Here is a 13,661-nt window from a genome sequence, read left to right as displayed (position 1 = left end):
ACTTTTTTTTCGGTTTGACACACTTTTTTGAACATTCCCACAAATTTACTGATATAGGTATGGCTAAATTTAAATTAGCTGCGTAAATTCACTGTGATTTACATGCCTATCAGTGCTATGCAACAAAGCCATCCGGGATAGAATAGTGCAAAGTGCACTAAAGCTAATAATTGAATCAATATTCGAATCTGACTTTCAGGACGGATCATATGGATATAGACCAAAGAGAAAAGCGCATGAAGCAGTAAACAGAGTAGCAAAAGCAGCAATCAAAGGCAACACAAAATGTATTGACGTAGATCTGAAATCCTACTTTGACAACGTAAGACATCATATCCTTATGGAGAAAATTGCCAGAAGGATAAACGATAAAGAAATCATGCACTTAATCAAGCTAATCCTCAAGGTAGGAGGAAAACGAGGAATAGCTCAAGGATCACCAATTTCGCCGTTACTAAGCAATATATACCTAAATGAGGTAGACAAAATGCTAGAGAAAGCAAAAGAAGTGACCAAAGAGGGAAAATATCAACGTATAGAATACGCCAGATGGGCAGGTTTTTGCAAGTGTATATCCATTTTACAGGATATTGAAACCCTGGTCCTGTTCTCATATTGACTTTATTTGATTTTATTGAAATAAAGTCGCTAGCAAGCAAACTAGAACTAAATAATAAAAACATCAGTATGACTAAACTTATTCACTACAAATTACGATTAGATTGACATAGGATAAAGAGTAAATTAAAAATTGAATAGATCTTTTAATATATAATAAATGCCTATAGAAATATTGATGCCTGCTCTTTCCCCTACAATGAGTAAAACCGGAGGAAAAATTGTAAAGTGGTGTAAAAAAGAACAAGATAAAGTTGAAGTAGGTGATGTTATTGCCGAAATCGAGACTGATAAAGCCATAATGGAGTTTGAATCTATCGATGAAGGAATTTTAGCAAAAATTTTAGTGTCAGAAGGAGCAAGTGGCGTGCCTGTAAATCAACCGATAGCCCTAATGCTGGAAGAAGGAGAAGATGAAAGTGCACTTAACAACTATACCTCAACTTCCACCAATAATGTGGTTGAAAAGGAAATAAAAAAAGTGATAGAAAGTGCTGTTGATAATCAAAAATCAAAACACCAAGATTTAAACGAAAAGCCAATGGGGCACTCCTCGGTGTCATTCCAGCACGTGACGCTGGAATCTAGAAAAAAAGAGCCAGTGTCAGCTACTCAGATGACAGAAGGTTATGCCGAAGGTAGAACAAAAATAAGCCCATTAGCTCGGAAAATAGCTCAAAATGAAAATGTTGATATAAAGCGATTAAAGGGTACAGGTCCATATGGTCGTATTATCAAGGCTGATATATTAGAATATCTAGATCAAACTAAAAATTATGAGAGATATGAGGAAAATACAATAATTGAAGTAAGCAGCATGCGCCAGGTGATAGCGCAGCGCCTAGTTGAATCTAAGCAAAATATTCCACACTTTTATTTAACTATAGACTGCTACGTCGATAAGCTAATATCGTTCAAAAATGAAGTTAACTCAGCAGATGAAAACAATAAAGTAACAATTAATGACCTAATTATAAAAGCTGTGGCTTTCAGCATGAAAAAAATTCCTGATATAAACTCGTCATGGATAGATAATAAGATAGTAAAATACTCAAATATAGATGTTTCAATTGCTGTAGCGCTTGAGGGTGGATTGATTACTCCTATAGTGAAAAATGCTGATGAAAAAGGTATTTTATCTATATCAAAAGAAGTGAAAGATTTAGTAAGTAGGGCAAGATCTGGAAAATTAAGGCCTGAAGAATTTCAAGGAGGAGGGTTTACTATCTCCAACTTAGGCATGTTTGGTATAAAAACTTTCAGCGCTATAATCAATCCACCACAGTCTTGCATTATGGCTGTCGGCGCATCTAAAAAACAGCCGGTCGTCATAGGTGAAAAAATAGAGATAGCAGAGATAATGACAGTTACTCTCTCTGTTGACCACAGAACAGTTGATGGAGCGCTTGGAGCAAAATTTTTAAACGCCTTTAAACACTATATAGAAAACCCTACGGTAATGCTTCTTTAGCCTTGTTAGCATTATTATTATAATAAAATTAATATCTCTTGATTTATACTTTTATTAGCTAATAGGTTTAGAGGTAAAAATATGACTGATGCAAAAATAAAAAAACGCAGTATATCTTTTGATGCTGCAAAATCAAAATTTTCAAACGACAGGCTTCAAATAGATTCTTTGTCTAATGAGTCAATAGACACCATTGGTAAGAAATTTAAGTATGAAGTGAAACTTCCAGGTATTATTCACACCACAACAAGAAAAAATAACGTTGGGGACGGACTTAATGAGTTAAATGCAAGAAAGCAAGATAATTTTGTTGCTCCAGAGCTTAGCATTGCGAAGAAGAAAGTTACTTCAGAGTACCATATTACTCCAACTGAACATCGGCCTACTCTTTCTGAATACATGATGCAAAAGGAAAGAGAAGCAAAAAAGTCAAACCCTTTTAAGACACTGAAGGAAACTATGCCAGTGTACTACGAGCCAGTGTACAAAAATGTTGATGACACATTCGAGCAGGATAAGAAAAGTCCTCCAGTACAAGCAACTGTTGACGATATGTTCTTTGGAGGAATAAATGACTCTACTTCATGTCTAACACCAGAAAAAAGCCAAGCAACAACTACAGATGAACTAAAAACTGTAAAATTCCTTAAAACATTAAGCAAAGTAGAAAGAGAAAATCTTGGTTTTTCTCCTAAACAGCAAGACAACCAAAAGGTTAAAGCTAGCACAAAAGCTTACAATCCTCTTGATTGGAATCCAATTTATCAAGGTAAAAAGCGTTTTAGTCCATTGTTGCGCAATAACGCTGAAACGTATGGCAATATAACTTCTGGTACCAAGCCTTACTCAATTACAGAAAAGTGCATGGTAACACACGATGGCAATGAGCTTGAAGCAAAGATGGAAAGAAAGCATGGATTTCAACAAGATCTAAATGTTAAGCATACGAGGGCTGATACTGTAGCGTGTTCTATTACCAAAGGTAATGATAAAAAAGATATCAGACCTGATAAACAAGAGCCTTTATCAGAGGTATCTAAAGTTAACGTGAAGGAATTAGTAAGCAGATTCCGCGGTTAATAATTATTAGATTTTTCGTATAACAATTGCTTAAGAAAATCGAATATAGTATCAGTACACTGGGACAACACTGTCATAAACTGTACATATAGTACATTATAAGGTAAAGGGAAGTATCAAATACTTCCCTCTTTTTAACCACTAGCTGAAGAACGTTTATCTTCTGTGGTATCTGGTGGTGGAGTAGCTAATCTACTACAAATCTCATCTCTTGGTCCCATAGCGCAAATTACACCATCTGACATAATAATCACTTTATCAACCACAGATAATAGCAAAGGTAGCTTATGAGTGATGATGACAGTGGTAGTATTTTGCTTTCTTGCAACATTGATTGCATTAACCAAACGTGCCTCTCCATTACTATCTAAGTTAGCGTTCGGCTCATCAAGCACTAAAAGCTTAGTATTACCATAAAAAGCTCTGGCAAGTCCAAGAAGCTGTTTTTGGCCACCAGAGAGCGTTACTCCTCCAGGTCCTCCTATTGTTGTATCATATCCATTTGGCAGGCTTAGTATTAATTCATGTATTCCTGCAGTTTTTGCTGCTTTGATTATTTCTTCAGGATTTGGATCTGGTCTCATGCGAGCAATATTAGCTTTAACGCTCGTGTTAAATAACTCAATATCTTGAGGTAAGTAACCAACATAATTACCAAAGTTCTCTCGATTCCAAGTATATACATCAGCGCCATCTAGTCTGACTACACCTGATATGGGTTTCCACACACCAACGATTAGTTTTGCAATGGTCGACTTACCAGAAGCACTCGCACCAATAACACCAACTACATCCCCTGGTTCTATTACAAATGATATTCCTTTTACTGTTGGCTTATTACTCCCATAAGGAGTAAAAAATACCCTATCAAATTCCAACTTCCCTTCAGGCTCTGGTAGAGCCATAGTTTGTTCTCTTTTTGGTGATGTTAGTATAAGTCTTTGTAGCCTCTCATATGACATTCTGGCTTGATTTAAAAATTTCCAAGTATGAACTGCTGCATCAAATGGAGCCAATACTCTACCCATTAAAATCGAGGCAGCAATAATGCTACCGGCAGTTTTGTGAGCTGTGATTGCAAGTAATGCACCTGTTCCAATTACTGAAATTTGGAGAGTTGAGCGTAAAAACTTAGTAATCCCAGTAATTACATTAGAACGATTCTGTGCTGTAATTTGCATTGCACGATTTTGATCATTTCGTTTACACCAATCAAAAACTATAAATTCTGACATACCCATAGCCTCAACCACCTCTGCATTTCTTGTTGCAACATCTATAGCATTAATATTGCGTATAGTTTCTTCATTGGTTTCTCTCAATATACGCTTAGTAGCAAGTTCATTCCATACTGCCATTGAAACTAGTATAATGATTCCTGCAATAGCTATAAACCCTGTAGAGGTATGTATCATAAAGATGACAACAAGGTAAATTAACGACCATGGAGTATCAAACAGTGAAAATATACCATTTCCTGTAATGAAATTTTTTATTACCCCAAGGTCACGTATTGCTTCACCACTTGAAGTTGAGCTTTGCACTGATGTTAGCCTGATAGACCTTACTATCAGATCTGGCGTTGCAGTTTTATCAATCCAGTCGCCAATTTTTGCCATGGCTAAATATCGACAAGTTTCAAGCATTGCAGAGCATGCAAACGCAGATAAAGTAATAATCGTTAGCATAACTAGTGTTGATACACTCTCGCTCGATATCACTCGATCAAGTACCTGAGAGGTGTAAAGTGGCAAAAATAACATTAACGCATTAATCCCTGAGCTAAACCAGAAAATGAACCAAAACGCACTCTTGCACTTCTCTAGACAAGTATATAGTATACTTTGCTTTAATTCTTTTTTTATTGATGGAGTGATTTCCACAATCTTCCTTTTAATTTTATTATATGCACCATATATAATTTTTGTTTCAAAAGTATTAACAGCTATTGCCTTACCCTATCGTTAATATAATAAAATATTAACATATGCGAATATAAACTTTCTTATGGAAGTTTAGCAAGACTATCAAATTCATTTTTACTATACGATGATAGCCTTGCCAATTATTTCTTTATCTACTACCTAGCAATGATTCACTAGAATGTCTGCTATTCCTCCGATCTTGGTCAAAGTCTACAATTAGAGGATATTCTAGATTTCAATACTCTACGTGCAGTTTCTCTTCCGCTCATAGAAACTGGACTTGAATACGTTCTTGATCTACCATATTCCTCTTGAAAACGGTCTGCTTCCTTAATAGCAACCTCCGCTACAGAACTAGAAAGCGTTTCCTCGCTCACAGAAAATAGCTTATTTGCACTACCATAACTCATACGATGAACTGTTCTATTACCTGTACCAGCAGTACCAAACTCTTCTCTTATAGAGGTTGAGCAATTTGAATTAGAAAAAGTTGAAAATACTGAGTCCTTTACCTTTCCTATACGATCAAAAGATGTCCTAGATTTCGGTAATTTACCTACGACCTTTTTTTTCGTCATATAAGACGGATTTGATTGTACCCTTGGTCTATATCCCACTCCAAGAAAGTCTGCTTCTTTAATGGCATCCTCCACCTCAGGGTTAGAAAGTGTTGCAGACGGGAATTTACTAGCTCCATTCTCGCTCACAGGAGGTAGCTTATTTACACTACCATAACTCACACGACGCGCTGCTCTATTAGTGGTACCAAACTCTTCTCCTGAGGTTGAGCAATTTGGAGGAATCGAAAATATTGAGTACTCATGGGTATCAGCAGACCGCTTTATTAACCCATACTCTTCTTCATCCCTTTTTGCAGCACTTTCTGATAAGCTTGATGTATCAACCACATTTTCCTTCTTCCTAAAAGTATTAGCTGCTCTTAGCTTGTTTATCACAACCTTTAATTTGCTTTGCGGAGCTTCTTGTTTACTTTTTGAATGTTCTTCTATAGTAATTAAACATGACGCACTATCACATCTGTCCATTGTATCTTGTACTCTACTGTTGCGTCTTACATACTGACCAAATTTTTTTGTTACATCATTCAGAAAAGATGAATTTCTTCTGCTCGTTAAAGACTTATCCGAACATTGTGCTACGCTATTATGCCTGCTCATATTTTGAGAAGGCATATTGGGTTTGTCTCTATTCTTTAAGTCAACTGCATTCATAAAATTATTAAGCGTACTTTTCAATTCTGAAATGTCTTCTGCATTCCTTATTGTACTGTATCCTTCAAAATCATGGACTTCTACTTTTGTCTCGGCTGATTTTCCTGTTATCTCTTCAATTCTGTCTATTTTTTCAGTATAGTTTTTTATGTCATTCTTAAGTGGTTCTTTTCGACGACTAACCACTAAATTAGACAAGAAAAATGCAAGTGATATTAAAGAACAGGTAATAGAAATATAAGTAAAAAATTTTTTCACTTCAGATTCTGACTGATCGGATAGAACGCAAGACGAAATAGTAATACTTGCTATTGGTGTAAGCACGTTAGTGATGCGTGAAACCATTTCCTGTTTCTCTTGATAATCTATCTCAAATTTATCATATTTTCTTTTTCTGTCTTTCTTTATTTCATAAAAAACATCTAAAAATAACCTCAAGATACTTACATCGCTATATTCAAGAGAATAATCTAGGGCTGTTTTTCCTGCATTATCTTTTATATCAAAATCTATTTTCTCACTTATAACTTTCTTTGTGCCACTCATTGTTAAGCAGAATAAGGCATTGATAGCTTTCTCTCTGAAATGCTCATTCTGCTTACGCTTTTCTAAAACTACGCTTTTCAAGAAGCAATCTTGCTTAAAATCCTCATCTACAATTCTTTCAAAATCATTACCATTCATTACAAGATAGTGTAATGATGTTCTTCCAGATTTAGATAAAATATTCAACGTTTTCTCAGCATAGGGATAATTATCTGTCATAAAATATTTTATTACCTCAGCATTAAGGCTCATAGCAGCTAAGTGTAGAGGTGTAAGCCCATGAATGTTTGTGTTAAAGAGTAGGTGAATTTTTGTCGTGCTACTAATATCCAGTCTAGTCAACTTAGAAACACCTTCAATAATATACTGAGAACATCCTATGCCGTCGGCAAGAGCAGCCATGTGTAACGGTGTATTGCCATTTTCATCATTATGAGAAAATAACATTCCAATGCTATCAGTCATGTTTCCATCTACAGAGCTTTTTACTAGAAATTTAAGACATTCCTTATTACCGCTTAAAGCAGCTGCAAATAGCAACTTTTTTTGCGTATTTTGCTCCGAAAAAATATCAATATCAAATTTTTGGCTCTCTTGCGCCAAATACTCAACGCATTCCATGCTTCCATTTAACATAGATAAGTGTAGTAAAGTTTGTCCATCGTTATTTTCCTTTCTTAATATCTCTTCTATTTTCTCTTTTTTCATAAGAGAAAAAAGGTGCTCAAGGCATGATTTATTGCCAACACGCGCTGCCATATGAAAAGCTGTGTTACCGCTTTGGTTCTTACGCAAAATCTCCTGGTGAACGTCGATTTTCTGTTTTTTTAACTCTCCTTCTATCACGCTCAAAAACTCTAGACCAACGAGTTGAGCAGCAAAATGTAAAGGGGTGCTTCCTTCATTATTACTCTCATTTACTTGCATACCTCTATCTATTAACAGACTTACACATTGTTTTCTTGACTCTAGCTCTGTACTTTTCAACAGAGCTAAGTGTAGTGCTGTATTTCCTTTGCTTGTCTTTGTGTTTAAATTATGATTAGGGAATTCATTGAGTAAAAAATGTAGACAATCAAACTGCCCGTACATTGCAGCCAAATGTACAAGATTTCTTCCATGCTCACCTTTAGATTCAAGAATATCTTCTCTATTTTCATGAAATAGCTCTATACAATCTGCATTACCATGCATAATAGCAATATGTAAGGGGGTGTTATCTTGCTTATTCTTAACAATTTTTGCACCTAATCTACTAAACAGTTCTATTAATTGTTTATTTCCATGCTGTGCAGCTATATGCAATGGGGTGTTACCATCTACATCTTTTTGATTAATATCACTTTTTAGTTGACCTAACAATTTTGAGTGCTCTATAAGAAAATTTATAGCATTATCTTGGGTTTCTGAATCTTGGGTTTCTGAGTTACCTGCAATTTTATGCAAAGGATTCTCATGATATTGATTGTTTAAAAATTTTACTCGATTATCAATGAAGAACTTTATGCACTCAGCATTCTCAGATTGTGCAGCAAAGTGTAATGCGTTATTTCCATATCTATCTTTTTTAATTTTCTCCCTATCAAAAATTCCTCTTGCTGTAAGTACTTTTTCTAAATACCCTAGGAGGCTAAAATTTCCGCTTCTAGCAGCATAGTGCAATTCACTCTTATGATTGATAGTACTAGTAAAATGTGCCTCATTTTCCATGAGAGTTTTAAAGCATTCTTCATTGCCAAATTTAGCCGCATAATGTAGTGGTGTTTTACCACCTCTATCTTCACTCCTTACTGCTTCTTTAATGTCAAAATTAGAACTTTCTATCACAAGACGTAAAACATCTTCTTTACCCGACTCAGCTAAGTAATGTAGAAGCGTTTTACCGTTACTGTCTGCAAAATTCTCTAGTCCTATAATCAACTCTCTCTTCATATTAAGAATTAGAGATACAGCTATTTGAACATGAATATCACAATCCCTGTTTTTATTTCGTCTTTCTCTAATTCTTTCAATAGCCACTGTTAATAGCGAAGAACCATCATTACTTGTTATATTCCATCCATCTTGACGAAATTTTTCAGCTAATAAACCTCTTATATTTTCTGCTGAAATCCTGCTTTTTATATGATCAAGATTATTAGTATATATATGATAGTTTTCTTCTTGAGCTATTTTACTATACAGGCTTATTAGGTCTTGCTTACTTACCCCATCTTCTGAACTGCCTTGTAATATAGAGATATCAATCTTGCTAACTGCTCTGACCATACCAGGGGCTACCGTAGTAAACAAACCTGCACTGAGTGTCTTTGCACTTGTGCTAGGTTTAGCTTTAAAATGATTAATAACTTTGCTAAATTTATTTTCTAACATACTGTACCTCATAAATAATAATGTCGGCAGTGGTGAACTATTATAATTAATATTGTATTAAGACAGGTACACTTTAGACTGCAGTTTTTAAGTATACCAAAGGCTTACTACTCGCTAAGAAAATCCACCTGCGGCTGCAGTATATAGTGGATAATTTTTTGTGCTAGTAATATTTTTCTAATTCCCACTTTGGCCTTGGCGCACAATCAAGAGAGTCTACATAATTTTTCTGTAACCTTTCAATTCCTGCCCACCCAACCATTACTGCATTGTCTGTACATAGGTTGCTTGGGGGAAAAAATATGTTTAAGTCTATGTGCCCTTTCAATCTTTCTTTCAGGAAATTATTTGCTGCAACTCCACCAGTAATTACAAAATCATTGATTCTAATATTTAAAGATGCAGTAATAATAATCGCATTTTTGACCCTATCGATTAATATGTCGCTAATACACTCTTGAAACGAGGCGCACACATCACAAACATCTTGCTTGCTCATTGCAAGCTCTTTCACTAAGTTTTTTACTGCTGTTTTAATTCCAGAAAATGAGAAGTCACATCCAGAGCGTTTTATCATTGCTCTTGGCAATTTAAATCTCATACCATCACCTTTTTTAGCTAACTTTTCAATCAATGGACCTCCTGGATAGCTTAGACCCAGCATCTTAGCAACTTTATCAAACGCTTCACCTAGCGAGTCATCGAGCGTTTCCCCAAGTTTAATATATTTACCTACATCCTGTGCAATTAAAAATTGGCAATGGCCACCCGATATCAGTAGGACTAAAAACGGAAATTCAACCTTATACAGTAGCCTAACAACTAATGCGTGCGCTTCTAAGTGATTAACTGCAATGAACGGTTTTTGTGCTACATGTGCAATTGCTTTAGCCATCATTGTACCAATTATTAGTCCACCTATAAGCCCTGGTCCTGATGTTGCCGCAATTGCATCTAGATCACAAAAGTTAAGGTTAGATTTTTCCATAGCACTTTTTATTAGATCACTTAAATGCTTCATATGAGCACGTGATGCTATTTCAGGAATCACCCCACCGCGTTTTTTATGCTCTGCCTGAGAAAGAATTTCGTGAGCAAGCACTTGCTTATCACTATTTACAATTGCTGCTGCAGTTTCATCGCAACTTGTTTCAATCGCTAAAATGGTTTTCATAGACACTTTAATTGTGAAAACTATACCTTGAAATGCTGTAACTACAAAACATACATAACTTAAGCTAAAAACAATCTGCTCTATTATACACAGTGAGTAAAAATACCTAACTTTACTATTGTGCCTACTCTGCTGACTTGTAGCTACAGTAACATCTCCCAGATCAGGTAGCGGCCTTGCCTAAATCCTTCCATTAACCAATCAGCAGCCCATTCTATAATACTCCCCCGGCCAAATCTCTTAATTTCTTCCTTCAGCGCTGTGACAAACCCTTGGGACTTTATCTCCTTCTCTCCTCCTAACAAACTCCTTCAATTAACTCATCGTTCTTAACCAGGATATAACCAAACTCACGAGCTTTTTTGCTCAAATTCTTCATCATTCTATCTTGATAAAGTTTTTCATAATAGTCTATTCCTTTTTCTACATATTCTTGTCCATATTTTAGCATATTGTAAAAAATACATGCTAATTTCCTTGCTGTAGCAGTGATAGCTTTTGGTATCCCTAGTCGCTTCTTTAACCTCCTGCAGTATGCACCAAGTGCAGTGTTGCTTCTTGACACACAATGAGCAGCAAGTCGCAAGGCAGTTGCAGTACGATTAACAACTTTACGAGTTCTTGTTCCAATAATTTTCTCTCCTGTAATTTTATTAGCAGGACTTAATCCGAGCCAGGAAGAAAAATGTTTCTCTGTTGGCCATTTATTGTGATTTATACCCGTTTCTGAAATGATAGTCTGTATACTTAATACGTCAAATCCTGGAACTTTAGTAAAATCCATTCCCGTTATTCGATATAAATCTTCGTCTATGGCAAAATCTGGACTATTCTTCCGCTTCTTTCGTGTTTTATTCAATTTCCCGTTCTCATTCGACTTTGTTTCAAATGTTTTATAGTAAATTTCTATACTTTTATCACATTCCGTTATTTGCTCTTGAAAAAAAGTATATGCTGCATATTCTTGTTTCAGTGCAAACAAGTGTTCTTCTCTATAGTCTCCTGTTAATGCTTTTGCTATAGTAGGCTTATCGTTCTTCATATTCGCACTTCTAAATTCAGCTAGTTTTTCAGGGTCTCTCTCTCCTTCAATTATTGCTTTAATAATTTTCATACCTGTTACACCGTTGATATCACTAATAACCTTATGCAATTGAATATTCATTTGAATCAACGCTTTTTGCATACGTTGAGTATGTTTAGCCGCATTTTCAATTAGATTAGCACGTTGTCTAACATAACTACGCAGTACACACATTTGATTATCTGGCCTAAATGATCCTTAAAGCAATCGATAATTGATATACTGACTACTACGACAATGTTGTAAATTTTGACCTTTTTCATTGTTATGTTCTGTAGAATGAGATATATCTTTTACTCGAAACACTATATTTACTTCTTCAATATCAACTTCAATTCGCTTAACTAATATTCTGATAACATTACGTTTAGTTAGCCAATCTAAATCATCAAGCTTTGATTTAATATTGGAAAAAAACTCTTCTAAATTGGTTACAACGAGAGTTAATTCTTGTTGTAGATTTTTTCGATTGAATATTTTTTTCTTTTCCTCTTCAACTATTTTTAAGCTCTGTTTTGCTGCTTTAATTCGTGGTTCAAATTCTTCTTTGCTAATATACCCTTGAGTATAGCTATCAATAAGTCTTGAAATGCCTTGTTTCAGCTTATCATCTTGTTTTTTAAGTGAATCAGTTATTTGATCACATGGTGATTTTTGAAGTTCTGAAAGCCTACGCTGATATTCCTTTAAAATTCTGTTTGGATTTTTTAATAGGCTTTTAACTTCTTCCCACACAGCTGTCTCTAATGTAGAAGCACGAATTGTTTTACTATTACAAATCTTATTACCAGCAAAACGGTAAGCATCTGCGCCAATACAACGATAACATTTTTTTTGAGACTTGCCATATCTTTTAGCATAATAAGAATACTGGCAACGCTTGCATACCAATAAGCCTTGCAATAGATTAGTTGTTCCTATTTGTCTTGCTCTTTGCCTTTTTGCGTTCTCAGCTAATTGCTTTTGAACTATATCAAACAAATCTTCATCAACTATTTTAGGTACTGGAATGTAAATCCAATGTTCCCTTTCAACACGATAGGTAGAACTATTCTTTTTAGGTTGTTCACAGGAATGTTTGTATGGTCTTATTTGCGGCAGCTTTGCACCTACCTTTGTTTTACCAAAAGCTGCTTGTCCTTTATAGACAGGATTTTTTAGTGTACCACAAAGCGTGCCTTTATTCCAGCATTTTCCCTTCGCTGACATGATAGACATGGTATTTAGCTGGCGACATACTTCTCCAGCACTCATTCTTTCTCTGCCTATCCAAGAAAATAGCTTACGAACCACTTCCGCTTCTTCTTCATGAACTTCAAACCGAGCTTGCCCTCCTTCCATCTGTTTATTTATATAACGGTAGCCGTAAGGAGCTCTACACATTACATTTACACTACCTTTTTTAGCTGCATAAATTTTTCCTCGACGACATCTTTCAGTAATCTTTGTGTGTTCATATTCTGCTATCATACCTTGCATTTGTAACAATAAATGAGCTTCTGGACTATCATTAATCTGATTATTTAAAAAAATTACTTCTACTTTTGCTTTCTGTAATTCTTCAAGTAAAACCATCTGATATGCATATTTACGCGATAAACGATCAGGAGAATGAATATAGATTATGTCAATTTTACCTTCTGCTACTTTATTACGTAATTTTTCTAAGGCAGGACGAACTAAATTAGATCCACTATAGCCATTATCAACGAATTTATGTTCATCTAGCAATTCATGCCCATCTGCTTTAATTTTATTTTCTAAAGCTGAAAGTTGACTTGCAATCGTATTCTCTTGTACTTGTTTTTCTGAAGAAACTCTTGCATATAAGCTTACTGTTAACATTTGATCCTCCTTGAAGTTCTTTTTTATTTGCATTTACTGAATACTTTAGCACTGGCATTAATTTTGTGTAGGCGTCTAATAAATATACCTCTGCCAACCTATCAGGTTCATAACTAACTCGTATGGCAAATCTTTCTTTACTGTTCATAACATTCCATTTAAATAATATGCTCATTATTAATCCACTACATTAAAGCTGATAATTAGTTCGTCATTAGCGTCATAAATAAATGGAGCTCTTACTTTTGGACATAAAAGTTTTCTGGAAATACTTTTTTCAAGTTTTAAATTGTTGGCAACATTGTCGTAGGTG

The 13,661-nt window shown here is 35.1% G+C and carries 7 protein-coding genes and 1 pseudogene; 3 read left to right on the top strand and 5 right to left on the bottom strand.

The window, feature by feature from the left end; all coding sequences use genetic code 11:
• Positions 1-112: 112 nt before the first annotated feature.
• From Wcon_RS05760 to Wcon_RS12015, 3 genes are all read left to right on the top strand, one after another.
• Positions 113-619, top strand: a complete 507-nt coding sequence (locus tag Wcon_RS05760) for a reverse transcriptase domain-containing protein (protein ID WP_255565512.1) — start codon at positions 113-115, stop codon at positions 617-619.
• Positions 620-778: 159 nt separating this feature from the next.
• Complete coding sequence (locus Wcon_RS05755) at positions 779-2,089, top strand: pyruvate dehydrogenase complex dihydrolipoamide acetyltransferase (RefSeq protein WP_114517551.1); 1,311 nt, start codon at positions 779-781, stop codon at positions 2,087-2,089.
• Positions 2,090-2,170: 81 nt separating this feature from the next.
• The gene (locus Wcon_RS12015; protein ID WP_237350066.1) at positions 2,171-3,169 is read left to right on the top strand and encodes a hypothetical protein; all 999 of its coding nucleotides are present in this window, start codon (positions 2,171-2,173) and stop codon (positions 3,167-3,169) included.
• Positions 3,170-3,303: 134 nt separating this feature from the next.
• Here Wcon_RS12015 and Wcon_RS05745 read toward each other — a convergent pair whose 3' ends face one another.
• The 5 genes and pseudogenes from Wcon_RS05745 to Wcon_RS12010 all read right to left on the bottom strand — a co-directional run bounded on the left by Wcon_RS05745 (position 3,304) and on the right by Wcon_RS12010 (position 13,381).
• On the bottom strand, positions 3,304-5,052 hold the full coding sequence (locus Wcon_RS05745; RefSeq protein ID WP_114517550.1) for a type I secretion system permease/ATPase: 1,749 nt from the start codon (positions 5,050-5,052) through the stop codon (positions 3,304-3,306).
• A gap of 245 nt (positions 5,053-5,297) precedes the next feature.
• On the bottom strand, positions 5,298-9,245 hold the full coding sequence (locus Wcon_RS05740; RefSeq protein ID WP_114517549.1) for an ankyrin repeat domain-containing protein: 3,948 nt from the start codon (positions 9,243-9,245) through the stop codon (positions 5,298-5,300).
• Positions 9,246-9,408: 163 nt separating this feature from the next.
• On the bottom strand, positions 9,409-10,419 hold the full coding sequence (gene tsaD, locus Wcon_RS05735) for a tRNA (adenosine(37)-N6)-threonylcarbamoyltransferase complex transferase subunit TsaD (protein WP_114517548.1): 1,011 nt from the start codon (positions 10,417-10,419) through the stop codon (positions 9,409-9,411).
• A gap of 298 nt (positions 10,420-10,717) precedes the next feature.
• Positions 10,718-11,701: pseudogene (locus tag Wcon_RS05730) on the bottom strand (IS110 family RNA-guided transposase); the annotation flags it as partial.
• Positions 11,702-13,381, bottom strand: coding sequence for a recombinase family protein (locus tag Wcon_RS12010; protein ID WP_237350135.1), 1,680 nt, complete (start codon positions 13,379-13,381; stop codon positions 11,702-11,704).
• Positions 13,382-13,661: the final 280 nt, after the last annotated feature.

Source organism: Wolbachia endosymbiont of Cylisticus convexus (genome assembly GCF_003344345.1).
Note: the sequence above shows the minus strand (reverse complement) of the source record. Positions and strands in the feature narration are given on the sequence as shown.

Coding starts and splice junctions, on each gene's coding strand:
- Wcon_RS12010 (WP_237350135.1), bottom strand. CDS start 13,381: ATGCAAATAAAAAAGAACTTCAAGGAGGATCAAATGTTAACAGTAAGC.
- Wcon_RS05755 (WP_114517551.1), top strand. CDS start 779: ATGCCTATAGAAATATTGATGCCTGCTCTTTCCCCTACAATGAGTAAA.
- Wcon_RS05740 (WP_114517549.1), bottom strand. CDS start 9,245: ATGTTAGAAAATAAATTTAGCAAAGTTATTAATCATTTTAAAGCTAAA.
- Wcon_RS12015 (WP_237350066.1), top strand. CDS start 2,171: ATGACTGATGCAAAAATAAAAAAACGCAGTATATCTTTTGATGCTGCA.
- tsaD (WP_114517548.1), bottom strand. CDS start 10,419: ATGAAAACCATTTTAGCGATTGAAACAAGTTGCGATGAAACTGCAGCA.